The sequence below is a fragment of the Streptomyces sp. NPDC018019 genome (assembly GCF_044327805.1).
In the GTDB taxonomy this organism is placed as follows: domain Bacteria; phylum Actinomycetota; class Actinomycetes; order Streptomycetales; family Streptomycetaceae; genus Streptomyces.
The window spans coordinates 125,067-151,093 of record NZ_JBIRGD010000008.1 but is presented as its reverse complement, the minus strand read 5'-3'; the positions used below and the strand labels follow the sequence as shown (position 1 = coordinate 151,093).

The 26,027-nt window shown below is 72.0% G+C and carries 19 protein-coding genes; 8 read left to right on the top strand and 11 right to left on the bottom strand.

The window, feature by feature from the left end; translation table 11 throughout:
* Nucleotides 1–84 precede the first annotated feature (84 nt).
* Together uvrA and ACH4FX_RS15950 are read right to left on the bottom strand one after the other, a co-directional pair.
* On the bottom strand, nt 85–3,174 hold the full coding sequence (gene uvrA / locus ACH4FX_RS15955) for an excinuclease ABC subunit UvrA (RefSeq protein ID WP_398479206.1): 3,090 nt from the start codon (nt 3,172–3,174) through the stop codon (nt 85–87).
* Nucleotides 3,175–3,730: 556 nt separating this feature from the next.
* The gene (locus ACH4FX_RS15950; RefSeq protein WP_398479204.1) at nt 3,731–4,405 is read right to left on the bottom strand and encodes a TetR/AcrR family transcriptional regulator; all 675 of its coding nucleotides are present in this window, start codon (nt 4,403–4,405) and stop codon (nt 3,731–3,733) included.
* Between the two features lie 47 nt (nt 4,406–4,452).
* On the opposite strand from ACH4FX_RS15950, the gene ACH4FX_RS15945 reads away from it, so the two are divergent.
* From ACH4FX_RS15945 to ACH4FX_RS15935, 3 genes are all read left to right on the top strand, one after another.
* Nucleotides 4,453–6,183: an FAD-dependent oxidoreductase gene (locus tag ACH4FX_RS15945; protein WP_398479202.1), complete on the top strand. Its 1,731-nt coding sequence runs from the start codon at nt 4,453–4,455 to the stop codon at nt 6,181–6,183.
* A gap of 132 nt (nt 6,184–6,315) precedes the next feature.
* The gene (locus tag ACH4FX_RS15940; RefSeq protein WP_398479200.1) at nt 6,316–7,086 is read left to right on the top strand and encodes a maleylpyruvate isomerase family mycothiol-dependent enzyme; all 771 of its coding nucleotides are present in this window, start codon (nt 6,316–6,318) and stop codon (nt 7,084–7,086) included.
* Between the two features lie 9 nt (nt 7,087–7,095).
* Nucleotides 7,096–7,752, top strand: a complete 657-nt coding sequence (locus ACH4FX_RS15935) for an MBL fold metallo-hydrolase (RefSeq protein ID WP_398479198.1) — start codon at nt 7,096–7,098, stop codon at nt 7,750–7,752.
* Nucleotides 7,753–7,899: 147 nt separating this feature from the next.
* Here ACH4FX_RS15935 and ACH4FX_RS15930 read toward each other — a convergent pair whose 3' ends face one another.
* From ACH4FX_RS15930 to uvrB, 4 genes are all read right to left on the bottom strand, one after another.
* Nucleotides 7,900–8,904 carry a TerC family protein gene (locus ACH4FX_RS15930; RefSeq protein WP_398479196.1) on the bottom strand — a complete coding sequence of 335 codons (1,005 nt, stop codon included), beginning with the start codon at nt 8,902–8,904 and terminating at the stop codon, nt 7,900–7,902.
* Between the two features lie 322 nt (nt 8,905–9,226).
* Nucleotides 9,227–11,305 carry a TerD family protein gene (locus tag ACH4FX_RS15925; RefSeq protein WP_398479194.1) on the bottom strand — a complete coding sequence of 693 codons (2,079 nt, stop codon included), beginning with the start codon at nt 11,303–11,305 and terminating at the stop codon, nt 9,227–9,229.
* Between the two features lie 56 nt (nt 11,306–11,361).
* Nucleotides 11,362–11,940: a TerD family protein gene (locus ACH4FX_RS15920; protein WP_398479192.1), complete on the bottom strand. Its 579-nt coding sequence runs from the start codon at nt 11,938–11,940 to the stop codon at nt 11,362–11,364.
* A gap of 494 nt (nt 11,941–12,434) precedes the next feature.
* The gene (gene uvrB, locus ACH4FX_RS15915; protein WP_398479191.1) at nt 12,435–14,567 is read right to left on the bottom strand and encodes an excinuclease ABC subunit UvrB; all 2,133 of its coding nucleotides are present in this window, start codon (nt 14,565–14,567) and stop codon (nt 12,435–12,437) included.
* A gap of 519 nt (nt 14,568–15,086) precedes the next feature.
* Between uvrB and ACH4FX_RS15910 the strand changes: the two genes are divergently transcribed.
* From ACH4FX_RS15910 to ACH4FX_RS15900, 3 genes are all read left to right on the top strand, one after another.
* The gene (locus ACH4FX_RS15910; protein WP_398479189.1) at nt 15,087–15,971 is read left to right on the top strand and encodes a glycerophosphodiester phosphodiesterase family protein; all 885 of its coding nucleotides are present in this window, start codon (nt 15,087–15,089) and stop codon (nt 15,969–15,971) included.
* Between the two features lie 150 nt (nt 15,972–16,121).
* On the top strand, nt 16,122–16,754 hold the full coding sequence (locus ACH4FX_RS15905; RefSeq protein ID WP_398479187.1) for a methylated-DNA--[protein]-cysteine S-methyltransferase: 633 nt from the start codon (nt 16,122–16,124) through the stop codon (nt 16,752–16,754).
* 67 nt (nt 16,755–16,821) lie between these two features.
* Nucleotides 16,822–17,364: a DUF1697 domain-containing protein gene (locus ACH4FX_RS15900; RefSeq protein WP_398479185.1), complete on the top strand. Its 543-nt coding sequence runs from the start codon at nt 16,822–16,824 to the stop codon at nt 17,362–17,364.
* Between the two features lie 30 nt (nt 17,365–17,394).
* Here the strand turns inward: ACH4FX_RS15900 and ACH4FX_RS15895 are convergent, their stop codons facing one another.
* Nucleotides 17,395–17,991 (bottom strand): DUF1349 domain-containing protein, encoded by a 597-nt coding sequence (locus ACH4FX_RS15895; protein ID WP_398479490.1) that lies wholly within the window; start codon nt 17,989–17,991, stop codon nt 17,395–17,397.
* A 433-nt stretch (nt 17,992–18,424) separates the two neighbouring features.
* The gene (locus ACH4FX_RS15890) at nt 18,425–19,063 is read right to left on the bottom strand and encodes a uridine kinase (RefSeq protein ID WP_398479183.1); all 639 of its coding nucleotides are present in this window, start codon (nt 19,061–19,063) and stop codon (nt 18,425–18,427) included.
* Between the two features lie 121 nt (nt 19,064–19,184).
* On the opposite strand from ACH4FX_RS15890, the gene ACH4FX_RS15885 reads away from it, so the two are divergent.
* Together ACH4FX_RS15885 and ACH4FX_RS15880 are read left to right on the top strand one after the other, a co-directional pair.
* Nucleotides 19,185–19,712 (top strand): hypothetical protein, encoded by a 528-nt coding sequence (locus tag ACH4FX_RS15885; RefSeq protein ID WP_398479181.1) that lies wholly within the window; start codon nt 19,185–19,187, stop codon nt 19,710–19,712.
* Nucleotides 19,713–19,797: 85 nt separating this feature from the next.
* The gene (locus ACH4FX_RS15880; RefSeq protein WP_398479179.1) at nt 19,798–21,084 is read left to right on the top strand and encodes a hypothetical protein; all 1,287 of its coding nucleotides are present in this window, start codon (nt 19,798–19,800) and stop codon (nt 21,082–21,084) included.
* Here ACH4FX_RS15880 and ACH4FX_RS15875 read toward each other — a convergent pair.
* From ACH4FX_RS15875 to ACH4FX_RS15865, 3 genes are all read right to left on the bottom strand, one after another.
* Nucleotides 21,068–23,419 (bottom strand): tetratricopeptide repeat protein, encoded by a 2,352-nt coding sequence (locus ACH4FX_RS15875; protein ID WP_398479177.1) that lies wholly within the window; start codon nt 23,417–23,419, stop codon nt 21,068–21,070. The genes ACH4FX_RS15880 and ACH4FX_RS15875 overlap by 17 nt on opposite strands.
* On the bottom strand, nt 23,412–23,870 hold the full coding sequence (locus tag ACH4FX_RS15870; RefSeq protein WP_398479176.1) for a hypothetical protein: 459 nt from the start codon (nt 23,868–23,870) through the stop codon (nt 23,412–23,414). The genes ACH4FX_RS15875 and ACH4FX_RS15870 overlap by 8 nt, the downstream gene beginning before the upstream one ends.
* A gap of 288 nt (nt 23,871–24,158) precedes the next feature.
* Nucleotides 24,159–26,012: a helicase-associated domain-containing protein gene (locus tag ACH4FX_RS15865; RefSeq protein ID WP_398479175.1), complete on the bottom strand. Its 1,854-nt coding sequence runs from the start codon at nt 26,010–26,012 to the stop codon at nt 24,159–24,161.
* Between the last annotated feature and the right edge of the window lie 15 nt (nt 26,013–26,027).

Sequence of the window (26,027 nt, the reverse complement as noted above, 5' to 3'; positions counted from 1 at the left end):
CGCGGCCGGGTCCCGGTACGGCGACGGGCCGCCGTCCCTCCCTCGTACGGGTGGGGCGGCGGCCCGTCGGCCGTCCGGCGGCGATCAGGCCCGGCGGGCCCGGGTCGCCTTCTTGGCGGTCGAAGACTTCGCGGCCGTCGCCGTCGTGGTGGCGGCCTTCTTCGCCGTCGCCTTCTTCGCGGTCGCCTTCGTGGCCGTCGTCTTCGAAGCGGCCGTCTTGGCGCCCGTCTTCGCCGAGACGGTCTTCTTGGCCGGGGCCTTCGTCGCGGCGACGGTCTTCTTCGCCGCGCGCTTCTTCGCCCCGCCCGCCGCGGCCGGCTCCGCGTCGCTGACCCGGTCGCCCAGGATGTCGCGCAGGAACTTGCCCGTGTGGCTGGCGGGGACCGCCGCGACCTGCTCCGGCGTGCCCTCGGCGACGACCAGGCCGCCGCCGTTGCCACCCTCGGGGCCCATGTCCACGATCCAGTCGGCGGTCTTGATCACGTCGAGGTTGTGCTCGATGACGATGACCGAGTTGCCCTTGTCGACCAGGCCGGACAGCACCTTGATCAGCTTGCTGATGTCGTCGAAGTGCAGACCGGTGGTCGGCTCGTCCAGGACGTAGACCGTCCGGCCGGTGGAACGCTTCTGCAGCTCGGAGGCGAGCTTGACGCGCTGGGCCTCACCGCCGGAGAGGGTCGGCGCGGACTGCCCGAGCCGGACGTAGCCCAGCCCGACCTCGGTGAGCGTCTTCAGATGCCGGGCGATGCTCGGTACGGCCTCGAAGAAGCTCAGCGCCTCCTCGATCGGCATGTCCAGCACCTCGGCGATGGACTTGCCCTTGTAGTGGACCTCCAGGGTCTCCCGGTTGTAGCGCGCGCCGTGGCAGACCTCGCACGGCACGTACACGTCCGGCAGGAAGTTCATCTCGATCTTGATCGTGCCGTCGCCCGCGCAGTTCTCGCAGCGGCCGCCCTTGACGTTGAAGGAGAAGCGCCCGGGCAGGTAACCGCGGACCTTGGCCTCCATCGTCTCCGCGAACAGCTTGCGGATGTTGTCGAAGACGCCGGTGTACGTCGCGGGGTTGGAGCGCGGCGTCCGGCCGATGGGCGACTGGTCGACGTGCACGACCTTGTCCACCTGGTCGTCGCCGGAGACGCGCACATGGCGGCCGGGCACCGACTTGGCGCCGTTCAGCTCGCGGGCCAGGTGGGTGTAGAGGATGTCGTTGACGAGGGTGGACTTGCCGGAGCCGGAGACGCCGGTGACCGCGGTGAGCACACCGAGCGGGAAGGAGACGGTGATGTCGCGGAGGTTGTTCTCCTTCGCGCCGTGCACCGTCAGCTGCCGCGCCGGGTCGGCGGGCCGCCGCACCTCGGGCGTCACGATGGCCTTGCGGCCGGACAGGTACTGCCCGGTGACCGAGTCCTTGTTGGCCAGCAGCTCCTTCATCGGGCCGCTGTGCACGACCTTGCCGCCGTGCTCGCCGGCGCCCGGGCCGATGTCCACGACCCAGTCGGCGACCTTGATCGTGTCCTCGTCGTGCTCCACGACGATGAGCGTGTTGCCCATGTCGCGCAGCCGCACCAGGGTCTCGATGAGGCGGTGGTTGTCGCGCTGGTGCAGGCCGATGGACGGCTCGTCCAGGACGTAGAGCACGCCGACCAGGCCGGAGCCGATCTGGGTGGCGAGCCGGATGCGCTGCGCCTCGCCGCCGGAGAGGGTGCCCGCGGCGCGGTTCAGCGAGAGGTAGTCCAGGCCGACGTCGACCAGGAACTTCAGCCGCTCGTTGACCTCCTTGAGGACCCGCTCGGCGATCTTCTTCTCGCGGGCGTCGAGCTTCATCTCGCGCAGGAAGTCGGCGCAGTCGCTGATCGACATGGCCGAGACCTCGGCGATCGAGCGGCCCTTGACCGTGACCGCGAGGACGATCGGCTTCAGGCGCGTGCCCTCACAGGTCGGGCAGGGCACCTCGCGCATGTAGCCCTCGAAGCGCTCGCGGCTGCTGTCGCTCTCCGCCTCCTGATGACGCCGCTTGACGAACGGCACGGCGCCCTCGAACGCGGTGGTGTACGAGCGCTCGCGGCCGTAGCGGTTGCGGTAGCGCACGTCGATCTGGGTGCGGTGGCCGTTGAGGATGGCCTTCTTGGCGCGCTGCGGCAGCCCGGCCCAGGGGATGTCCGTACGGAATCCGAGGGCGTCGGCCAGGGCGCCGATCAGGCGGCCGAAGTACTCCTTGGTGTGGCCGTGCGACCAGGGGTGGACGGCGCCCTCGTCCAGGGACTTGTCCTCGTCCGGGATGATCAGCTCGGGGTCGACCTCCATGCGCGTACCGATGCCGGTGCAGTCGGGGCAGGCGCCGAAGGGCGAGTTGAAGGAGAAGGAGCGGGGCTCCAGCTCCTCGAAGGACAGGTCGTCGCGCGGGCAGTACAGGTGCTCCGAATACATCCGCTCGCGCTGCGGGTCGTCCTCGTCGAGGTCGACGAAGTCGAGGATGACCATGCCGCCCGACAGGCCGAGCGCGGTCTCGACGGAGTCCGTCAGCCGGCGCTTGGCGCTGTCCTTGACGGTCAGGCGGTCCACGACCACCTCGATCGTGTGCTTCTCCTGCTTCTTGAGCTTGGGCGGGTCGGAGAGCTGGATCGTGGCGCCGTCGACGCGGGCGCGGCTGTAGCCCTTGGTCTGGAGGTCGGAGAACAGGTCCACGAACTCGCCCTTGCGCTCGCGCGCCAGCGGGGCCAGCACCTGGAAGCGGCTGCCCTCCGGCAGCTCCAGGACCTTGTCCACGATGGCCTGCGGCGACTGCCGGGCGATCGGGTCGCCGCACTCGGGGCAGTGCGGCTTGCCGATGCGGGCGAAGAGCAGACGGAGGTAGTCGTAGACCTCGGTGATCGTGCCGACCGTCGAGCGCGGGTTGCGCGAGGTCGACTTCTGGTCGATCGAGACCGCGGGGGACAGGCCCTCGATGAAGTCCACATCGGGCTTGTCCATCTGCCCGAGGAACTGCCGGGCGTACGAGGAGAGCGACTCGACATAGCGGCGCTGCCCCTCGGCGAAGATCGTGTCGAAGGCGAGCGAGGACTTGCCCGACCCGGAGAGCCCCGTGAAGACGATGAGGGAGTCCCGGGGGAGGTCGAGCGAGACGTTGCGCAGGTTGTGCTCGCGAGCGCCACGGACGATGAGACGGTCGGCCACGCCGGTCGGCACCTTTCTGGAGAGGGGCGGGAGGCCGCGGCCCAGCTCGTACGGCCCTGACGACGGCGGCCGGGCGACCCGGTCGTCCGGTCGCCGGGCCGGTGGGCACGGTAGCTGGGCTCAGCCCCCGCCCCAGGGTATGGGGGCCGCCGCGGCGATGTCTTACTGATGCCACACACGAGCCTATAGCACGCGCATTCGAATTACGGTGTCCGGCGAAGCGGTTCACCCGAACGTGTGGCCGCTCCTGCACAACACCCGGCGGCCCGTCCCTCTTCCTGCCGATCACCGACAGGCCGCCCCTGCCTTCACCCACGCCCCTCGTACCGGCCCGGTTCCCTCCGGCACGGGGCCGCCGGGGCGGGAACCGGCCCCGGGGCGAAGGTGTCCGAAGTCACGGCCGGGGCAGCCGCTGTTCGATTTCGGGACCGCCGCCCGGCACCCACGCCGCACCCCGGACCGTCCGGCCCGCACGCCACCTCCCCGACCGCCGACCCGCACGCCCGCCCTCGGCCCGCCCACCGATCCGCACCGCCCATCCCCCGCGTACCGCCGCCTACACCACCCGCGACAGCACGTCGTACGTGTGCCGCAGCAGCGCCCCCTCCTCCGCGGCGATCTCCTCGACGGGGTCGCCCGCGAGCTGCCGCCGGATGACCGTCGCGTACACGGAGCGGTACGCGGCCACGGTCAGCGCCGCGGCGAGTCTCGGCCCGTGCTCGTCGGGCCCGGCGCCCCCGGCCTCCGCGAACAGCCCGGCGAGTGTGGCCTCGAACTCCTGCAGGGCCTCGCGCCCGCGGGCCAGCAGCGCCGGCGACTCCACCAGCACCCGCCACCAGTGGCCGTCCCACGACCCCACCCCGGCCAGCGGGTGCCCCTGTTCCAGCAGGTCGAGCGCGAGGCGGTGCAGCGCCTCCAGCGGCGCGACGCCTTCGCCCCGCTCCCGTACGGCCCGCGTGGCCAGCTCCACGGCCTCGGGAACGCGGTCGAGGAACAGGTCCTCCTTGCGCGGGAAGTAGTTGAAGACCGTCATCGTCGAGACCTCGGCGGCGCGGGCGATCTCGGCGACGGTGACCTGCTCGAAGCCGCGCGCGACGAAGAGACGGGTGGCCTCGCCGGAGATCCGCTCACGGGTGCGGATCTTCTTCAGCTCGCGCAGGGAGAGCCCGTCGCCGTCCGCGGGCGTCCGGCCACCGCCGTTCCGCCCCGCCCCGTCCACACCATCAGCCATGGCCCGAATTTTAGCGGAAACAAATTTTTAGTGACTACAATCAGTGCATGGACATGGAGAACACCGGGAGCACCCCTCCCCGGACGGACGTCGTGATCGCGGGCGCCGGACCCGTGGGGCTGATGCTCGCCTGCGAACTCGCCCTGCGCGGGGTACGGGTCGTCGTACTGGAGCGGCTGACCGAAGTGGACGAGACGATCAAGGCGGGCGGCATCAACACGCCCAGTTCGGAGGCGTTCTACCGCCGCGGCCTGCTGCCCGTGCTCGCCGGCATACAGAAGGAGGCGTTCGACCGGTTCCACTCCTTCATGCGGCAGCGGCAGGCGGCCGGGGCGACCGCGATACGCCCGGCACCGAAGTTCGCCGGGCACTTCGCGGGCATCATGCTGCGCGGCGAGGCCCTGGACGCGTCCGATCCCGACTTCCGGCACGCCGGGCCGGCCGGTGAGGTCGGGTTCGTGTCGCAGCAGGCGCTGGAACGGCTGCTCGCCGAGCGCGCCGCCGAGCTGGGCGTCGTGCTGCGCCGCGGCGTGGAGCTGACCGGTTTCGACGCGGCGGCGGACGGGGTGACGGTGCACCTCCGCGAGGTCGCGGGGACCGGTGCCGCGGCCGGGGAGACGCTGCGGGCCGGCTGGCTGGTGGGCTGCGACGGCGGACGCAGCACGGTCCGCAGGCTCGCCGGGTTCCCCTTCCCCGGCACCGCACCGGAGATCACCGGCCGCCAGGCGCTGGTCGAGATGACCGGTGCCGAGAAGCTCGGCATGGGCTGGAACGAGACGGAGAACGGGATCTACACCCACGGCCCGCTGCCCGGCCGCATCCTCACCGTCGAGTTCGACGGCCCGCCCGCGGACCGCGACGCCCCCGTCACCCTGGACGAACTCCAAGCCAGCCTGCGCAGGGTCTCGGGGGCCGACGTCACGATCACCGAGGTGCACACCGCCACCCGATTCACCGACAACGCCCGCCAGGTCCCCGGCTACCGCTCCGGGCGCGTCCTGCTGGCCGGTGACGCGGCGCACGTGCACTCGCCGTTCGGCGGCCAGGGGCTCAACCTGGGCATCGGGGACGCGGTGAACCTGGGCTGGAAGCTGGCCGCGACGGTGCACGGCCACGCCCCGGACGGGCTGCTGGACACCTACACCGCCGAGCGGCACCCGATCGGCGCGTGGGTGCTGGAGTGGACCCGTGCCCAGATCGCACTGATGCGGCCGGAGCGGCACTCCCGCGCACTGCGCAAGGTGATCACCGAGCTGACCGGCACGGTCACCGGCACGACGTTCTTCGCCAAGAAGATCTCCGGTGTGTGGCAGCGCTACGACCTGCCCGGCGACCACCCGCTGACCGGCCGCAGCGCCCCCGACCTGGAGTTCACGGACGGTACCCGGCTCGCCGCCCACCTGGAGGACGGGCGGGGGCTGCTGCTCGTCCTGTCCGGGGACCCGGAGGCGGCCGGACGGGCCGCGGAGCACGCCGCCGGGTACGAGGACCGGCTGCGCGTGGTGGCCGCCCGCTGCCCGGACCGCCCCGGACTGACCGGGCTGCTGGTGCGCCCGGACGGCATCGTGGCGTGGGCCGCCGGGACGGAGGGGACAGACAGGGTGGACGGGACAGAAGAGGCGGACGGGGCGGAGGCGACCGCCACCCGTACGGCAGCTCCCGTACCCGCCACCCGTACGGCAGCTCCCGTACCCACCCCCCGCACGGCGGACGAACCGGCCGCTCTCGACGACGCGTTGCGCCGGTGGTTCGGCGCTCCCGGCAGGACGGCCGCGTAACGGCCGCGGTTCCGGCCGGTCCGCTGCGCACGGGCCGGCCGGGGCCCTCCCGCGCCGCCCGCGCCACCCGCGTACTCCCGGATCCGTGCGGACCGACTCCCGCAGACGCCACCGCGGCGCTAGCTTCGGACCATGACCGACAACGCGCCCGCCACCACGCCGGGTTTCGCGCGGGACACCGCCGCCGTCCGCGAAGCGACCGACCGACTGCTCGTCTCCGCGGGCAAGTTGGACGACGCGGCGATCGGCGAACCGTCACTGCTGCCCGACTGGACCCGCGGCCACCTGCTCGCCCACGTGGCACGCAACGCCGATGCCCTGGTCAACCTGCTGACCTGGGCGCGGACCGGCGTCCGTACCCCGATGTACGCCAGTGCCGAGGCCCGCGACGCCGACATCGCCGCCGGCGCCGACCGGCCGCTCGCCGTGCACTTGGACGACTTGCGCTCCAGCGCCGACCGCTTCGACGCGGCAGCCGCGGCGCTGCCGCCCGCCCGCCACCAGTACGAGCTGGAGATGCGCAACGGCGTCATCGAACGTGCCGCCCGGCTGCCGTTCCGCCGCCTGGCCGAGGTCGAGCTGCACCGTATCGACCTCGGCGTCGGCTACGGCATCGAGCAGCTGCCGGCCGCTTTCCTCGATGCCGAGCTGGCGTTCCTGACGGGGGTGAAGTTCGCCGGCCACGTCGACGTACCGGCCGTGGAACTGCGCGCCCCCGACGGGCGGCGGTGGCGCACCGGCCGTACGGAGCACACCGGCGCGGTCACCGAGGACCTCGGAGACGTCCCGTACCTGGTGGTGTCCGGGCCGCCCGCCGACCTGGTCGGCTGGCTCACCGGACGGGCCAAAGGCATTGGACTCGACACCCGGGGCGGCCCCCTGCCGGCCCTCCCTCCGCTTTAGGGTGGGCGCATGAGCTACACGGGAGCAGTGAAGGTCGGCGGACCGGCCGACGTGCACGAGTTGGCCGACCTGATGATCTCCAAGGTCGCGGTCGGCCCGATGGACAACAACGCCTATCTGCTGCGCTGCCGCGCGACCGACGAGCAGCTGCTGATCGACGCGGCCGCCGAGCCGCACACCCTCCTCGGCCTGATCGGGGACGGCGGCATCGCCTCCGTGGTGACCACCCATCAGCACGGTGACCACTGGGGCGCGCTGCGCGAGGTCGTGGACGCGACGGGCGCCCGTACGTACGCGGGCCGGTACGACGCCGAGGGCATTCCCGTACCGACCGACGTACCCGTCGAGGACGGTGACACCATCACCGTCGGACAGGTCCGGCTGACCGCCCGCCACCTCGTCGGCCACACCCCGGGCAGCATCGCCCTGATCTACGACGACCCGCACGGGCACCCGCACGTCTTCACCGGCGACTGCCTCTTCCCGGGCGGCGTCGGCAACACGTGGGGCGACCCGGAGCAGTTCCGGAGCCTCCTCGACGACGTCTCGGCCAAGCTCTTCGACCGGCTGCCCGACGAGACCTGGGTCTACCCGGGCCACGGCGCGGACACCACGCTCGGCGCGGAGCGCCCGCACCTCGCGGAATGGCGCGAACGCGGCTGGTGACCTGCGGGGCGGCCGGGCCGGGTCCGGCCGGTGCCTCCCCCACCCGACGGAAAAGGCCCCGCGGCGAGTCCGCGGGGCCTTTCTGTGTGTGCGTGTGTACGCGCTGGCGATGGTGCAGCCGCCGGGGTCCGGTCAGGCGGCCGGCGGTCAGGCGTCTATGGCGTCCTTGGTGTCTTCCTCGGCTCCGGCAGCCGCCGCCTCCGCGCGTGCCTGCTTCTTCGAGGCCCGCAGGCTCGTGATCGTCGTGACGACGAGGACGGCGCAGATGACACCGAGCGAGACCGGAATGCTGATCTCCGGAACGCTCACGCCCGACTCGTGCAGGGCGTGCAGCACCAGCTTCACGCCGATGAACCCGAGGATGATCGACAGGCCGTACGAGAGGTGCACCAGCTTCTTCAGCAGGCCGCCGATGAGGAAGTACAGCTGCCGCAGCCCCATCAGGGCGAAGGCGTTGGCGGTGAAGACGATGTACGGGTCCTGGGTGAGGCCGAAGATCGCGGGGATCGAGTCCAGCGCGAACAGCACGTCGGTGGTGCCGATCGCCAGCATGACGATCAGCATCGGCGTCATCAGGCGCTTGCCGTTCTCGGTGATGAACAGCTTGGTGCCGTGGTACCGGTCGGTCGACGGGAACCGCTTCTCGACCATCTTCAGGAAGCGGTTCTCCTCGTAGTCCTCGTCCTGCTCCTCGGCGCGGGCCTCCTGGATGAGCTTCCAGGCCGTCCAGATGAGGAACGCGCCGAAGATGTAGAAGACCCACGAGAAGTTGGCGATGATCGCGGCGCCCGCGCCGATGAATCCGGCGCGCAGCACGAGCGCTATCAGCACACCGATCATCAGCACCCGCTGCTGGTAGATCGTCGGCACCGCGAACTTCGCCATGATCAGGACGAAGACGAAGAGGTTGTCGACGCTCAGCGATTTCTCGGTGATGAAGCCGGCGAAGAACTCACCGGCCGGCTGCCCGCCGCCGAAGACGAGCAGTCCGAGCCCGAAGAGCGCGGCGAGGGTGATCCAGACGGCCGTCCAGACACCGGCCTCCTTGATGGAGACCTCGTGCGGTTTGCGGCCGCCGATGAAGAAGTCGGCGGTGATCAGGGCGCACAGACCGACAATGGTCAGCACCCACAGGGTCAGGGAAACGGTCACTTCTCCTCCGGCAGAGTCGTACGGCACTCACAGCGTCGTCGCTGCCGGAGGTCTCTTCCACCCGGGAGCGTTGGTGGCGCTCCCCGAGATCGGGCCGACGCCCCGGGATCTTGTCAGTGGTCCGATCCGTGATGACGGGAACGTCGCGCAGGAATACTCCCCTCCGCACTTGAAGGGTAAAGGAAAGGCAAGGGATAGTAAAGGTTTGGGTAAATGAGCTGGTCAGGGCGAGGTAAGGGCGGGAGGAAGCGGGGGCGGGTCGGGGGTGGAGCGGGCCGGAGCGTGGCCCGGCGGCGAGGCACGCCCCGCGGACCCCGGGCAGTCAGCGCTCCCGCGTACGGGTGTGGCCGCGCGCCCGCCGGGCATCGGCCAGATCGCCCAGGACCCGCCGCAGCACCTGGCTGCCCTCCGGTACGCGCGACGGCTCGTACGTCCAGGCGTGCCCGACCCAGGGGTCGGCGAGGTGGGTGTCCGGCACCGGCGTGATGCGCAGCAGAGAACGCCACAGCGGGTCCAGCACCGGCCCGTACTCCCGTGCCTCCGTCCGGTCGGCGACCATCATCAGGTGCACGCCGACCGACGGGCCCTCGTCCGCCAGGTAGCGGAGCTGGTTGACCGCGCGGTCGTCGAAGCCGTGCGGGAAGTCGTGGATGATCACCAGCTGTTCCGCCGTGTCCAGGTCCGGCGGCAGCGACTCGGCGGCCTGGTTGCGGACCGCCATCTGTACGAGGTCCACGCGCCGGGTCAGTTCACCGAGCACCGCGGCCACGCCCTGCGCGCCGGTGGCCGGGGGCTCACGGAGCGCGCCCGTCGCCACCAGCGGTGCCAGCGCGGGCGCCGCCGCGCCGGCCGGGTCGATGACCTGGAGGGTGAGTTCACCGGCCGGGTGGGCGGCCAGCAGCCGGGCGGCGAGCGTGACGGCGGTGTCCATCGCCCGGCGCCGTACCTCCGCCGCGTCCAGCGGCTCGCCGCTCTCCGGGGCGTCGCCGAAGTCGTCCGGCGCGAAACCCGCGAACGCGTCGTCGGACGCGCCCGCGTGCCGGAACGTCTCCGGCTGTCCGCTGTCGATCCACAGGCCGCGGTTCATCGGCAGCCGTACGAGCATGGGGATGCGCAGGTCCGGGCACTCCGGCAGGCGCAGGTCGCCGAGCCGGACCGCGGCCGGGTACTCGCCCGGCACCTGGTAGCCGTGCCAGGCGGGGCTGCCCCAGGAGGCGAGGGCGGGCGGCAGCGCGGGCTCGACGACCTCGGCCTCGGCGGTGAGCTGGGCCACGTCCCGGTCGAGCACCTCGCGGGCCTGGGCGGCGAGGCGGGCGTGCTTGTCGTGCGCGGCGGCCCGCGCGGCGTCGGCGGCGGGCCCGACACGGTTGCGCGGGTCGGCGTTGACGGCGTCGAGTTCCTTCGCGAGGCGGGACTGGGCGAAGTCCATGGCGCTGCGGTAGGCGGCGACCGTCCGCGCCAGATCCTCGAACATGCCCCAGATCTGGTTGTAGAGCCGCTCGTCGGCGGTCCGCCCGGGGGCGTCACCGGCGATGGGAGCGGGGGCGGAGGCGGGCCGCGCCTCGCCGGGTGCGGACACGGCGGGTACGGGGGCGGATGCAGGCGTCGCGGGGGCGTCCTGGTGCGGCTGCGGGTGCGTGGAACGGCGCTTGGGGTGCCGGTAGTCGATGGGGCCGGTGCTGGAGGTGGTACGGGTGTCGGGATCGGTGTCGGGGCCGACGGTGTCCGAGTGGGGGGCGTCGGGGCGGTTGACGTCCGGGTGGGTGGCGTCCAGGTGGGTGGCGTCCGCGTGGGAGGCGTCGGGGCGGTCGGCGTTCCGGGCTGTGGTGGGTGCCGGTACCGAGCGCGCTTGGCCGTCGCGTACCGCTTCATGGATCTCCGCGGCCAGTTCGGCGGCCTGCGGCAGCCCCTGGTCCTGGAGCAACGCCGCGAGCCCGCCCGCGTACCCCTGCCCCACGGCCCGCACCTTCCAGGCACCCTGCCTGCGGTACAACTCCAGCGCGACGACGGCCGATTCGGCACCGAGGCCGGTGAGGGTGTAACTGACGATGCCCGCTCCGTCGAGGCCCGTGACGGCGACGAACGGCGCCGCCGCGGCTCCGAAGGCCACCGGGCCGCCGATGCCGACGGGCAGCGCGAGCAGCACGCTGACCCGGTGCACCTCGGCGGGCAGCGCGTCGAGATCCACCGCTATCCGGTGCTCGGCGGCGGCCTGCCGGGGAACTTCGATGCCGGTACGCCGCGGCGCGCCCGGGTGGGCGACCGCCTCGGCGCCCGCGAGCGTGCCCTGTCCGCCGGCGAGCGTCACGCCCGCGACGACGGGCCCGCCCGCCGCGATCCTGATCTCCAAACGGGACCGGTCCAGTGGGTGGTTCTGCCCGCGGACAAGCTCGGCCGTCATCGTCGTTCCCCCGTGTTGTTCCGTGCGCCCGCCCGCCGGCGGGGCCTGGTGCGTGCTTACAGGTACGGCAGTATCGCCGGGACGACGTCCTTGAACGTACGGCCGTGGGCCGGTTCGCCGATCGCGGTCATCTGCCAGCCGTTGCCGGAGCGGTGCACCTTGCTCATGATCTGCGCGGTGTAGTCACCGCCGCCGGTGAGGGTGTAGCGGGCCAGTTCCTGGCCGGTGGTCTCGTCGACCAGACGGCAGAAAGCGTCCTGCACCTGGGCGAAGGTCTGGCCGGTGAAGGAGTTCACCGTGAACACGATCTGGTCGATGTGCACCGGCACCCGCGCCAGGTCCACGAGGATCGCCTCGTCGTCACCGCCCTGCCCCGCGCCACCGACCACGTTGTCGCCGGTGTGCCGCACCGATCCGTCGTCGCTGATCAGGTGCTGGAAGAAGACGACGTCCAGCGGCTGCTTGTCGGCGAACAGCACGGCCGAGGCGTCGAGGTCGATCTCCCGGGTGCGCGACCCGAACAGGCCGCGACGGGGCGCCGAACGCCAGCCCAGCCCCATCCGCACCGCGGTCAGCGTCCCCCCGTCCGACTTCGCCAGACTGATGCCCTGTCCCTTGGACAAGTTGACCGACACGTGCTGTCCCCTCTCGTTCCGTGCTCCCCGTTGCCGCCTCCCCGACGGCCTGCCCCGACCCTACGCACGGCCCGCCTCCGGCACGCACCTACCCCACGCTTTGTGGCGTTCCTGCAACACAGCCACGCCCGACGCGATACGGCAGGCGGTACGGCACGCGATACGGGGCAGCGCCTCGCCGAGGAGCAGGTCGCAGACGACCGCACCGGCCGACTTCCTGCCCCCTCGGCCTCTTGAGTCCCTCGACCTCTTGATCCTCCCGTCTCTCTTGAGCCCCTCGACCTCGCTGAGCAGCAGGACCTGCCGCACCGAGGAGCAGGAAGTCGCCTCGGTGCGGTATGCCGAGACGGCTTTTCTCGCCGCAGTACGCCGAGGCGAGACCCAAGCGCAGCGCCTCACCCCGGTCCGCCGAGGCGGCTTCCCTCACCTCGGCGCCCCGTCGCCGTACGCCTCGGCGCCCTTCGTCTGTCCCGTCCCCCGTCCCCCGCGCCCCCTCAGCGCAACCCTGCCTCCTTCATCTGCCGCAGTTCCTTCTTCAGTTCGCCGACCTCGTCGCGCAGCCGGGCGGCCACCTCGAACTGCAACTCCGCCGCGGCGGCCCGCATCCGGTTGGTCATCTCCTCGATCAGCTCGGCCAGTTCGGCGGCGGGCCGGTCGGTGGGCGCGGCGCCGCCCTTCGCGGCCTTGCCCTTGGCCGCCTTCCCGCCCAGGGCGGGCACCGGCGCCTTGCCCTTGGCGTCCTTGGCGTCGGCCGTCTTGCGGTAGCCCGTGCCCAGCAGCTCCTGGGTGTCGATCTCCTCGCGCGCGAGGGTCGCGACGATGTCGCCGATCTTCTTCCGGAGCGGCTGCGGGTCGATGCCGTTCTCCTTGTTGTACGCGAGCTGCTTCTCCCGGCGGCGGTTGGTCTCGTCGATGGCCTTGCGCATCGCCGGGGTGATCTTGTCCGCGTACATGTGGACCTGGCCGGAGACGTTACGGGCGGCCCGGCCGATGGTCTGGATCAGGGACGTGCCCGAGCGCAGGAAGCCCTCCTTGTCGGCGTCCAGGATCGCCACCAGCGACACCTCGGGCAGGTCGAGGCCCTCCCGCAGCAGGTTGATGCCCACCAGGACGTCGTACTCACCGGCCCGCAGCTCCCGCAGCAGCTCGACGCGGCGCAGGGTGTCCACGTCGCTGTGCAGGTAGCGGACCTGGATGCCCAGCTCGACGAAGTAGTCGGTCAGGTCCTCGGCCATCTTCTTGGTGAGGGTGGTGACCAGGACGCGTTCGTCCTTCTCCGTGCGCGTACGGATCTCGTGGACCAGGTCGTCGATCTGGCCCTCGGTGGACTTGACGATCACCTCGGGGTCGACCAGGCCGGTCGGACGGATGATCTGTTCGACATAGCCGTCGGAGCGCGCGAGCTCGTACGAGCCGGGCGTCGCCGAAAGGTAGACGGTCTGGCCGACGCGCTCCAGGAACTCCTCCCACTTCAGCGGCCGGTTGTCGAGGGCGGACGGCAGCCGGAAGCCGTGCTCGACCAGGGTGCGCTTGCGGGAGGCGTCACCCTCGTACATCGCGCCGATCTGCGGGACGGTGACGTGCGACTCGTCGATGACCAGGAGGAAGTCGTCGGGGAAGTAGTCCAGGAGGGTGTTGGGGGCGGTGCCGGGCGCCCGGTCGTCCATGTGCATCGAGTAGTTCTCGATGCCGGAGCAGGAGCCGACCTGGCGCATCATCTCGATGTCGTAGGTCGTGCGCATGCGCAGCCGCTGGGCCTCCAGGTGCTTGCCCTGCTTCTCCATCGTGGCCAGGGTCTCGGCCAGCTCCGCCTCGATCCCGGCGATGGCCTTCTCCATGCGCTCGGGTCCGGCGACGTAGTGGCTGGCCGGGAAGACGTACAGCTGCTGGTCCTCGCTGATCACCTCGCCGGTGAGCGGGTGGAGGGTGGACAGCGCCTCGATCTCGTCGCCGAACATCTCGATGCGGACGGCCAGCTCCTCGTAGACCGGGAAGATCTCGATGGTGTCGCCGCGGACGCGGAACGTGCCGCGGGTGAAGGCCAGGTCGTTGCGGGTGTACTGGATGTCGACGAAGCGGCGCAGCAGCTGGTCGCGGTCGATCTCGTCGCCGACCTTGAGCGGCACCATGCGGTCCACGTACTCCTGGGGCGTGCCCAGGCCGTAGATGCAGGACACCGAGGCGACCACGACCACGTCCCGCCGTGTGAGCAGGGAGTTCGTCGCGGAGTGGCGCAGCCGCTCGACCTCCTCGTTGATCGAGGAGTCCTTCTCGATGTAGGTGTCCGACTGCGGGACGTACGCCTCGGGCTGGTAGTAGTCGTAGTAGGAGACGAAGTACTCGACGGCGTTGTTGGGCAGCAGCTCGCGGAACTCGTTGGCGAGCTGCGCCGCGAGGGTCTTGTTGGGCGCCATGACGAGGGTGGGGCGCTGCAGCTTCTCGATCATCCACGCGGTGGTCGCCGACTTGCCGGTACCGGTCGCGCCGAGCAGGACGACGTCCTTCTCACCACCGCTGACGCGCTGCGCGAGCTCGGCGATGGCCGCCGGCTGGTCGCCGCTGGGCTGATAGGGGCTGACGACCTCGAAGGGCGCCACCGTGCGTTCGATCTTGGAAACGGGCCGCATGTCATCAACCGTACGACTCCCCACTGACAACCGGCCGGAAAACGCTCCGACCAGCGGTTCCGCCGGCGGGAACGGCGGGGTGCGGCGGCCGGCGGCGGGCCCGCGCGGGGGTGGCCGGGGGCCGTGGCGCGGCGGGCGCAAGACCAGAACCGGCCGACGGGGCCGGGCGGGCCGATATCCCGGCCGGTGGGCGCGGAGGCCGGGGCTCCACGCCCTGGGACGGGTCCGGCGCGTGCGTATGTTGCGTGCTTTTTGAGGAGATCACGCGATCCAGGCGTTCAAACACGGGTCACAGGACACTTCTCGTTCAGTTTCTGTCCATCCGGCGCCTGTCTTCCGGTACGTCCCGACTGCGACCCTCTGCGCGTCCCACCCCGAATCCACCTCGTTCACCGTGGGGGTCCCGGCTCCGTTCCCGGCCCGCTCCGGCCGGGGCCGCGGCTCCTCCTCGCTCCGGTGCGGGCCCATGCCGGGCCCGGCCCGTACGCGCCCGCCTCCCCGTCGTCACAAGGAGTCCGCATGCGTTTCCGCTCCGTCGCCACTGTCGCCGGTGTGCTCGTGGGCCTGACCGTGTCCCTGCTTCCCGCCGCGGGCGCCCAGACCGCGGACGGTCACCGCAGAGTGGTGACCGTTGCCCACCGGGGTGCTTCCGCCTACGCGCCCGAGAACACGCTTGCCGCCGTCGACGCGGCGGCCGACCTCGGTTTCGCGTGGGTGGAGAACGACGTCCAGCGCACCAAGGACGGCGAACTGGTCATCCTCCACGACACCTCGCTCGCCCGGACCACCGATGTCGAGCAGGTCTTCCCGGACCGTGCCCCCTGGAGCGTCGCCGACTTCACCCTCGACGAGATCGAGAAGCTGGACGCCGGCAGCTGGTTCGGCCCGAAGTTCTCCGGCGAGCGCATTCCGACGCTGGAGGACTACATGGAGACGGTCGAGGACAATGACCAGAACCTCCTGCTGGAGATCAAGGCACCCGAGCTGTACCCCGGCATCGAGCGGCAGATCCTCAAGGAGCTGCGCGAGGACGGCTGGCTGGACCGCCATCACGTCAAGCACCGGCTGATCGTGCAGAGCTTCAGCGCCGACTCGGTGAAGAAGGTGCACAGTCTGCGTCCCGACGTCAAGACGGGCTTCCTCGGCACACCCGCCGTCGCCGAACTGCCCAAGTACGCGGCGTTCGCCGACCAGATCAACCCGCAGTACAAGTCGATCGACGCCCGGTACGTCGCGTCCGTGCACAAGGTGAAGGGCCCGCACGGCCGCCCGCTGGAGGTCTTCACCTGGACCGTCGACGACGCCGCCAACGCGGTCAAGGCCGCCGCGAACGGCGTGAACGGCATCATCAGCAACAAGCCGGACGTCGTCCGCGACGCCCTGGAGAAGACCGCCCGCCGGTAGTGCGGCGCTCCCCGCGGCGCGGCGCGGGGAGCCCCCCCCGCCCCCTTGACCGGCCCCTGACTATGGCCCTACGGCCCATGGCCGCCGCTGACAGTGCCCCCGGGAGCCGGTTCCGGGGGCGTTGTCAGTGGCGGGCCATAGGCTGATTCCGTGACGAACACAGAGCGGGATCGGCAGGGTGGCCGGGCCGGGCAGCAGGAGGGCCCGGGCCCCGCGGAGCTGCCCGAACAGGAAGCGCCGCGCGGGGAGCGGGAGCCGCGCGACTGGGCCTGGCGCGTGCTGGACACCCCCATCGGCCCGCTGCTGCTCGCGGCGACCCGCACCGGGCTGGCGCTGGTCGCCTTCCACTCCGACGAGCGGGTCGTCCGCCGGTCACTGAGCCGCCTGCGGCAGGCGTTCGGCCGTGAACCGCTGCCGGAGATACCCCACTTGACCACCGCGGCCGACGAGCTGACCCGGTATTTCGGCGGCGGCCTGCGGTCTTTCACCGTCCCCCTGGACTGGTCGCTGTCCGGCGGCTTCAACGAGCGGGTGCTGCGCGAGCTGGCCGCCCACGTCCCGTACGGCGCGGTGGTCGGCTACCAGGACCTGGCCGACCGGGTCGGGGAGCCGGGCGCCGCCCGCGCGGTGGGCGCGGCCATGGGCTCCAATCCGCTGCCGGTCGTCGTGCCCTGTCACCGGGTGGTGGCGAGCGACGGCGGCATCGGCGGTTTCGGCGGCGGCCTGGAGACCAAACGCCGGCTGCTGGCCCTGGAAGGCGTCCTTCCGCAGCCCCTCTTCTGAAGGCGGGCGGCCTCCTCACCGGCCCCGCCCTCCGCCCGTCCCTCCGCACGAAAGGCGCCCGCCCGTCATGTCCCGCCAGATCGCCCTCCTCCGCGGCATCAACGTCGGAGGTCACAACAGGTTCCCCATGGCGCAGCAGCGCGAGCTGTTCGCGTCCCTGGGCCACCGGGACGTGACGGTCCTCCTCCAGACCGGCAACATCGTCTTCGCCGACCCCGGCACTCCGCCCGAGGAGACCGCCCGCCGTATCGAGACCCGGATCGCCGAAGAGTTGGGATTCCCGGTCCCCGCGGTGGTCCGGACGCGCGACGAGCTGGCCGCCGCCGTCGCGGCCAACCCCTTCCCGCAGGCCGTGGCGGAACCCAAGACCCTCCACGTGACGTTCCTGTCCGATGCCCCCGCCGACCCGTCCCCGCTGGAAGCGCTGGACTCCGGCGCGTACGCCCCGGACCGGCTCCGGCTGATCGGCCGCGAGCTGTACCTGTGGTGCCCGGACGGCATGGGACGCTCCAAGCTCGCGGACGCCGTCTCCCGCGCCCGGCTCGGCGTGACGGCCACGGCCCGCAACTGGAACACGGTGACGAAGCTGCTCGCCCTGGCGGATGCCTGACGCGGCCACGGCCCCGCGCGCCCCTGGCCCTTACGGGTAGTGCAGTGACGCGTCGGCCGGTCCCGCGGCGAAGCGCGTGAACCGCACGGTCAGGCCCGCCCGCTGCGGCGAGCAGCAGAACGGCCCGGCGGACGCCCGGGCGTCCGGGGCGAGCGGCGCCAGCCGCACCAGGCGCCACGGCTCCTGCTCGCGCCGCGCCCGTACGGTCAGCGCGTCGCCGCTTCGGCTGACGCGCACCGTGACCTCGCGCCCCGCCCACGCCGGTACGGGCGCCGGCGACCAGTCCGACCACTCGCGGGTGACCACCGCGCCCAACTGCGCGGCGCCGTCGCTCATTTCCACCCCGGCCTTGACCCAGGTGCGGGCGTCCACCCGCACCATCGCCCCGGCCTGGTCGTACAGCTCGTCGAAAGCGGCGATGAAGGACACCTCGACGGCCGAGTCCACGGGGAACGGCCTCAGCAGGGCATGGCCGGTGTCCCGGACGAAGCCGTAACCGGTCCGCCGCCAGAAGTCGCTCCCCTCGGCGGCCGTGACGACCAGTGGCCCACCACCGGACGGCCCGCCCTCCCGCAGCACTTCCGGCGGCGGATTCAGCCACTCCGCCACGCCCGCGTCCCAGCCGATGTCCTCCACGCGCAGCGCCCCTCCCGGCTTCCCACACGGAACGTCCGGAATCACGCTAGCCCCCGCTCCCCACCCCCGCGCCCACTTCCCCAATCACCCCTCATACCCGACGACCACCATGCCCCGGCCGGACCAAAGCCCGCCGCCCGCCCCCGCCGCCCGCGGCCTGCCGTCTGCCGTCTGCTGTCTGCCGTCTGCCGTCTGCTGTCTGCTGTCTGCCGTCTGCTGTCTGCTGTCTGCTGTCTGCCGACAGGCGGCTGCCGCATCCAGTTGTCAGTGCCAGGCCGTAGGGTCTTCAGAAAGGGGGACCATCAGATGCTGTCCTGGAGGGACACCACTCAACAGCAGCCCTCCAGTAGAACAGCACTTCTCGACGGCAACAGAGCCGACCGCGGCCGCCCGTAGTCACCCGTAGCCGTCCGTAGCCGCCCGCTCATCCGTTCCCGTTCCACGCCGGCCGGTTCGGATCATCCGCCTTCACGACGATGTCGGCGGCCTCCTCGGGCCGCACCTCGTCCTCGTACCGCGCAAAGGCCGGCAGCGTCCACCGCTGCTCCTTCGGCGTGCGGCGGGCCAGCGCGGCGGCCGACAGCTTCAGGTGGACCGACAGGTCGAAGGGGAACCAGTGGCCGAACAGCAGCGGACCGTGCAACAACAGCACACCGCCCGGCGGCAGCTCGGTGTACGGGCTGCGGGTGGCCCGGTCCGTCCGCGGGTCCCACAGGTCCGGCAGCACCCGGCCCGTACCGCCCGGGTCGAGCGGGGTGAACACCTCCCGCCAGAGCGCCTGCCGGTCGAACCACTCGTCGTAATAAGCGTCGGGGTCCTCCTTCCCGTACTCCAGGCGCAGGGAGGCGGGGCGCAGGAAGCCATCGGCCGCGACGACGTGTACGGGTCTGCCGCGCAGCCGTAGTGCTTCCGCCAGCCGCTCGGTGGCCTCCGCCGTCCGGGCGGCCGGCGGCCCGTCGATCGCGACGCGCAGCCAGGGCCCGCCGTCCGCCGCCGCCGTCGATCCGATGCGCTCGGCCAGCGCGTCGGTCAGCCGGTCCCAGGTGATTGCTTCGAGCCGCACTCCTTCATTCTGCCGGGCAGGCCGGCCGGACGAGCACACCGGTCAGAGCCGACCGGCTGGACCTGGGCTGTCGACAAGGAACTAGGGTGGCCGGTCGAGCCAGGGCTGAAGGGTGAGGCGCGTGGGGGAAGCGGTAGCGGACGGGCAGCGGTGGCTGCGGGTGCCGGTCGGTCCGGAAGGGCCGAAGTGGTCTACCCGGGCCGATGCGGCACGGGTCCTGTTCGTGGTCCACAACGTCACGTCCGCCACTCGCCTGCTGGACGTCCTCCCCCTGTTCGACGCCGATCCACGCGTTCAATGCCTGGCCACCTGTACGGGTTCGTCGCCCTATCTGCATGGCGTACCGGAACTGCTGGCGGATGCCGGGCTGCCCGTCCTGCCGTGGGATCAGGCTGCCGAAACTCCGGTTGCACTGGCGATCAGCGCCAGTTACGGTGGCGAACTCCACAAGATTCAGGGGAAGTTGGCCATCCTCTCACACGGCATTGGCTACAATAAGAGACTTTCGACACCGGACACCGGACACCGGACACCGGACACCGGACACCGGACACCGGACACCGGACACCGGACACCGGACACCGGACCCGGTTTCTGGGCAGGCGCCGGTCTTTGGGCTCTCGCCGGAGTGGCTGCTGCGGGACGGTGAGCCCCTCGCGACGGCGACCGTCCTCTCCCACCCCGAGCAGCTCACCCGCCTCCGCCGCGCCTGTCCGCCTGCTGCCCGTACCGCCGTGCTCGCCGGCGACCCGTGCTTCGACCGCCTGCTGGCCGCACTCCCCCACCGCGACACCTTCCGCCGCGCACTCGGCGTGGCCGCAGGTCAGCGCCTCGTCGTCATCAACTCCACCTGGGGGCCGCGCTCCCTGTTCGGTGACGCCAACGACATCCTCCCCTGGCTCCTGGACGGCCTCGCCCGCGAACTGCCCGTCGACGGCTACCGCCGCTGCGCCGTCCTGCATCCGAATATCTGGCACGGACACGGCCCCGGCCAGGTACGTGCCTGGCTGCGGCACGCCGAGCACGCCGGGCTGACCGTCGTACCTCCGCTGGGCCCCTGGCGGCAGGCCCTGGCCGCGGCCGACGCCGTCATCGGCGACCACGGCAGCGTGACGTACTACGCGGCCGCCATCGGCACGCCCGTCCTTCTCGGCGCGTTCCCGGAGCAGGACCTCGACCCGGCCTCGCCCGTCGCCGAACTGGGCCGCACGGCCCCTCGGCTACGCCCGTACGAGCCGCTGCTCCCCCAGCTCGACGAGTTGCTCAAGGAACACCACCCGGACCGGTACGCCCAGCTCGCCGCCCTGGCCAGTTCCTCCCCCGGCGCCTCGGCCGCCCTGCTCCGCCGTACCTTCTACGGCCTCATGGGCCTGCCCGAACCCAGCCCTCCCGCCTACTTGCCGCGTCTCCCCGCCCCTGCCTACGGGGACGGGCCCACCGTTGTCCCACCCGCCACACCACTCCTCACTCCCCTCCGGGTCCTGACCCGCGTGTACGACCGCCGTCCTACCGCCCCGCCCGAGGTAACGGTCACCCGTTACGCGGACGGCCCTGGCCCGCACGCGCACCCGGAACCGTCCGCGGCGGCGCCCGGGCCCCTGTTCGCCGGACAGACCGCGCCCCAGCCCGCACACCCGGTCGCATCCCATACAGCCGTCCACGAAGACGTGCCGGACGCCACCCGGCTGTCCCTGGCCGACCTGGTGCTCCACGACTCCCAGCCCGAGCCCGCGGCATGGACACAGGACGCCATGCACCGCAACCGGCACTGCGCGATGGCCGCGTGCGTCACCGCACCGGACACCTGTCTCGTACGGATACCGGATGGCCGCCTCGTGACGCTCACGGCGGCACCCGGCCCGGACGGGCACCACGACCGGTGCGATCCGGCCGTGTACGCCTCGGCCCTCTACGCCTGGTACGAGCGAGGCAGGCCCCTCGAAGACCTCCTCGACGGCTTGACCGTGGTGACGGGCGACGCCCTCCATCACCTCCAGGTGACGATCACTCCTCCCCGCTGACCTCTTCCGGCACCTCCTCAGCCCTCTCCTGGCCGAGCCCACCGGCTTCCCTCCGGCCGGTTTCCTTCCCGGCAGCTTCTCTCCGCTCCAACCGCTCCAACCCCTCCAGCCGGGCCCGTACGGCACCGGTCCTGGGCGCTCCCGTCCTCTCATGGAGGGCCAGCGCCTCCTCCAGGCACCGGATCTCCGCCTCGGTGTCCCCGGTCCGGTGGGCCCGGTCGGCGCGCAGCTCCGCGAGGTCGGCCTGCTGGACCACCGAGCCTTCCGACGCCATGACCGTCGCGGCCCGGCCGAGCGGCTCGTCGGCCGCCTCCGCACGCCCGGCGTCGATCAGCGTCCGCCCGAGGCTCATCAGCACACGCGCCTCGTTGTACGGATCGGGCAGCGCACGCATCAGCTCCAGGGCATGGCCCAGCTGCCCGATCGCCTCTTCGTGGCGGCCCATGCCCTGAAGTGACCGCCCCAGATGGTGTTCGAGCAGGGCCAGCGCCCGTGGGTCTCCGACCTGCCGGGCCAGCCCGCGGGCCGTCCGGAAGCACTCGGCGGCGTCGGCCCACCGCTCCTGCTTGAGATGCAGCAGCCCCAGCGATTCGACCGCGGTGGCCTCGCCCCGTATGTGCCCGGCACACCGGTCGGCGGCGGCAGCCTCCTCGAACTGAACCTGTGCCTGCCCGTACTCCGCGAGGCCCAGGTAGGCGAAGCCGAGCTGGGTGCGCATCCGTCCTTCGGCTTCGGGGCATTCCTCCGCACAGCGCGCCGCGGCCTGCACACCGAGCCGGTGGGTGGAGATCCATTGCTGGTGGAAGCCGAGCCGCAGGTGCAGCCCCCACATGGCCTCGCACAGTTGCCACGTCAGTTCGTCGAGCCCGTGGTCGGCCGCGGCCCGCACCGCTTCCGCGAGGTTCTCCCGCTCGTCCCGCAGCCAGGCCAGGGCGCTGCGGCCGTTCTCGTACGCGGCGGGCCGTCCCACCAGCCGCGCGTAAGCCGGTGAGAGATGCCAGCGGCCGGGCAGTACACACGCGTCGGCTGCCGCTGCGGAGCGCAGGTACCAGAGCAGCGTCCGGCGGACCGCTGCCGCCGCGCCGGCTATTCCGTCCTCCGCCAGCGCGTGCCGTTCCGCGTACTGCCGCCACAGGTCGTGGCACCGGTAGTGCGCCTGGCCAGGGATTTCCTCCAGCAGCCGGGCAGCGGCCAGTTCGGCGAGCAGGGTGCTCGCTTCGTCCTGGGAGATGCCGGCGGCGGCTGCGGCGGCGCCGGGTGTCACATGCCGCCACGGCCGCAGGCTCGCCAGCCGGAACAGCTTGGCCGCGGCCTGCGACAGGTTCCCGTACGAGACGTCCATCGCGCCGCGCATCGGCTCGTCCGCCGCGTCAGCCGACGCCTCCTGCTCACCGGCCCTGTCACGCATGGACGACTCGCCTCCGCGTGTGTCGTCGGCTCCTCCACTCATAGCCATCTCGCGCTCCAGCAGCTCCCAGTCCGGTTGTGGCGCTCCGGCGGCCCGCGCCCCGATCGCGCACAGCGCGAGGGGCATCCCGCCGCACCGTCGCGCGACCGCCTCGACTCCGGGGCCCGTACCGCCCAGGCGGGCGAGCAGTCCCACCGCGTCGGGCGTGCCGAGCGGTCCGAGCCGTATGACATGAGCGCCGTACTCGACGACCAAGCGGCCGAGGTCCGTACGGCTGGTCACGATGGCCAGGGAGGACGGGGAGGCAGCCAGCAACGGCCTTACCTGGGCGGCCGAATGGGCGTCGTCCAGCACGGTGAGCAGGCGTCGTTCCGCCGTGACGGTGCGGAAGACGCTCTCTTGTGCGTCCTGGTCCGCCGGTACGTATTCCGGGTGCACGCCGAGGTCGCGCAGGAAGCGCAGCAGCACTTCGGACGGCGTGACCGCCGTGGCCGCGGAGGCGCCGCGCAGATTGGCGTACAACTGGCCTTCCTCGAAGCGGCTCCGCAGCGCGGCGGCCAGGCGCAGTGCGGTGGCCGTCTTGCCCACGCCGCCCGGGCCCCAGAGGACGACGACGAGAGGCGCACCGCCGCCCTCCGTGGCTTCGGTTCCGCCGGCGGGCAGCGCCTCGTCCAATAACCCCGCCACCTCGGCCAGTACGGAGTCCCGGTCGACGAAGTGGCGGGTGCCCGGGGGCAGTGTCCGGGGCACCGGGGCGCCCGGCACGATCGCCGGCGCGGCCTCCTGGATCGTCAGCATGCCGATGCTGTGCGCCTGTACGGCGGCTCCGTACACCGTCCCGCTGATGTCGTTGCGCGTACTGACGGCCTCCCGGGCCCTCGCCATGGGGCCGGGCGCGGGCGGGCCGCCGGGCCCCGTGTCAGCCACGAGCGGGCCTCTCCGTGGTCCCGACGTTCCGCTGGTCGAGTTCGGAGATCACCCCGGCCTGGATGACCGTCCCGTGCGTCACCACGCCACTCATGATGTTGTGCACCTCTCCCACCTCGGCCCGGGGACCCGCGTCGGGCCGCAGCTCGGCCAGCAGCCGCCGTAGTTCCTCGGCCGCGGCCGGGTCGTCCCGCAACGCGCGCCGCAGCCGCACCCGCCACTCGGCCGCCACGTCGGCCGCGCCTTCCTCGTCACCGCTGCGCTGCGCCGCCACCAGCTCCGAGCGCGACACCTCCAGCTCCCCTTCGAGAGCTTCTTCCTCGCCGCCGTCCCGGCGCCGCGAGAAGAACGCCGCCATGCGCTGCCGGGCCTGCGTCCATCCCTCCGTCACCATCTGCTGCACCAGCGCTGTCGCCCCCGCCGTGGCGAGTGCTGTCAACTCCGCGTCCATCGGCCCCCCCTTGTTTCAGCCGTACGAGACGTACGGTCGTGCGTCGTTGCCACGGTAAGACGGTAAGGAGAAGTTCCGCTTTTTGCCCAGACCGGGCCGTGGTCGAGCGGTGGTGAAGCCTTCACCGCCCTTGCCGGCTCATTCCAGGCGCCTCACACAGCAGCCCCGTACCGATCGCGTCCGCACGGCGCCCGTCGCTTCCTCGTTCTCGTCTTCTTCCCCTCTTCGACTTCCTGCTCACCAAAGCTACTTGACCCCACTGACAGTCGACGGTTCCCGCACCGTCGGTCACCCCGCCAGAAGTCGCCGGGCAAGTGCGAGGTGCTTGCTGACCTGGCCGGACGAGCCGACACCGGCGCGGGCGGCGCGCTGGCGGGGGACGCGTTCGACGGATGCCGTGCCGGTTTCGGATTCGAGTGCGGGGGCGTAACCGGCGCCGCGGAGCGCTCCGAGGGTCGCGGCAGGTGGTTGTGCGCTGACGAGGACGGTGGGGGCGATGGCGCGCAGGTCGAGGGCCTGAAGGGCGCGGTGGGCGGCGAGTTCGCGGAGCAGTGCTTCGTCGTCGGAGCGGATGCAGCAGCCCGCCGGCAGCACCCGCATCCGGCCGTGGGCGCGAGCGGCGTCCTGGACGAGGTAGGTCAGGGGCTGCGGCAGGGGACCGGCGGCCGACGCCTCGCTGAGGGCGTCGAGGAGGGCCGTGGCCTCGTGGCCCGAGTCGAGGGCGCGGCGTACGGAAGCGGGGGTGAATCTCCAGGTCACGGCGTGCCCTTCGGATTCCCGGTCGGCGGCCGAGTTCAGCAGCCCGGCGAGCGCCGCGGACGGCGGGCCCGGCACGACAGCGGTCAAGTCCGCCTGGAAGTGGGCCTGCTGGAGGGGTGGCGGCAGGAGGTTGCGGAGGGCGTCGTCAAGGGGTTCTGGTTCTCCGGGGGATGTCGCGAGGAGGGCGTGTCCCAGGGGAGTGAGCGCGCCGTGTGCGGTGAGGGCGAGGAAGGCGGCCTCGTCGAGGATGTGGGTGGCGCGGTCCTCGGCCAGTGGTTCGTCGCTGACGGCCAGCGGGCGGTGCCAGGCCGCGGCATCGAGGAGAGCGGACAGGTCCGGCTGGTGGCCCGGGGTGTCGGCCGGTGCGGTGGACAGCGCTGCGAGGAGGGCATGGCGCAGAGCCGGGGCGTGCCGGTCTTCGCCGCGCACCAGGGCCGTGGGCGTTTCGCCGAAGGGGGTGTACGTCGGAATGGACCAGAGCGTCGTCCAAGCGGTCAGAACCGGAGCGAGTCGCTCACCAGGGGACATCGCCAGCCAGTCGTCGTACGCGTCTGTAGGCACCGCCGTGATGCCGGCGGGGGTGCGGGTCAGCGCGATGAGATCGGCGGCGAGGACGAGGTCGAGCAGGAGACGGGCCCGGGCTTCGGTTGTACCGGCCGCCTTGGCCAGGCGTTTGATCTCTCGCAGCGCCAGTCCGCCGGTCTTGCGGAGGGCCGCGGGCTGGGTGGCGAGTGAGGCGAGCAGGCGGTCCAGAGTGGCGGCGAGGGCGGAGGCGGCGGCCTGGGTTTCGGCCTGGACGGAGGCGGTGACGGCACCGGTCTGCCGGGAGGCGGCCTCAGCGGCGGGCGGTTCCGGAGCGACGGGGGCGAAAGGGCCCAGGTCGTGGGCGGCCAGGAGCTGCGGGATGCGGGGCGGGACCACGATCGCGCCGTCTTCGGTGGGGGCGGCGAGTCCGTCCTCGTAGAGGAGATCCAGGGCGACGGTCACGGCGTCGCGGGCCGGGCCGGGAACGGTGGCGCCGAGGGCCCGGTACACCTCGTCCGCCGGGACCGGTTCGGCGGCGAGGTCCGGGAACGACAGCCGGTGGGCCATCAGCGACTGGTAGTCGGCTCCGGCGGTGGGGGCCGCGGGCACGGGGGCGGCGCGCCGGGCCAGGTCCTGGCTGATGCGGGCGGTGGCGGCGAGGAGCTGGAGACGGGGATGGTCGAGGTGGAGGACGGTGTGGTGGAGGGTTTCGTACGACCACAGGGCGGTGGCCAGTTCCCGGAGCCGGGTGGGCGCGGGCCGGCGGGACAGGGGTTCCGCGTGGCAGGTGAGCAGGGCGGCCAGCTCTCCGGGGGTGCGCTGTGCGAGGGAGCGGGTGAGTGTGTCGAGACCTTCCACGGCCCCGAGGTTAGG

Excerpts from the sequence above, each read along its gene's own strand:
- ACH4FX_RS15950 (WP_398479204.1), bottom strand. The coding sequence starts at position 4,405 with ATGGCTGATGGTGTGGACGGGGCGGGGCGGAACGGCGGTGGCCGGACG.
- ACH4FX_RS15945 (WP_398479202.1), top strand. The coding sequence starts at position 4,453 with ATGGACATGGAGAACACCGGGAGCACCCCTCCCCGGACGGACGTCGTG.
- ACH4FX_RS15940 (WP_398479200.1), top strand. The coding sequence starts at position 6,316 with ATGACCGACAACGCGCCCGCCACCACGCCGGGTTTCGCGCGGGACACC.
- ACH4FX_RS15935 (WP_398479198.1), top strand. The coding sequence starts at position 7,096 with ATGAGCTACACGGGAGCAGTGAAGGTCGGCGGACCGGCCGACGTGCAC.
- ACH4FX_RS15925 (WP_398479194.1), bottom strand. The coding sequence starts at position 11,305 with ATGACGGCCGAGCTTGTCCGCGGGCAGAACCACCCACTGGACCGGTCC.
- uvrB (WP_398479191.1), bottom strand. The coding sequence starts at position 14,567 with ATGCGGCCCGTTTCCAAGATCGAACGCACGGTGGCGCCCTTCGAGGTC.
- ACH4FX_RS15910 (WP_398479189.1), top strand. The coding sequence starts at position 15,087 with ATGCGTTTCCGCTCCGTCGCCACTGTCGCCGGTGTGCTCGTGGGCCTG.
- ACH4FX_RS15900 (WP_398479185.1), top strand. The coding sequence starts at position 16,822 with ATGTCCCGCCAGATCGCCCTCCTCCGCGGCATCAACGTCGGAGGTCAC.
- ACH4FX_RS15870 (WP_398479176.1), bottom strand. The coding sequence starts at position 23,870 with ATGGACGCGGAGTTGACAGCACTCGCCACGGCGGGGGCGACAGCGCTG.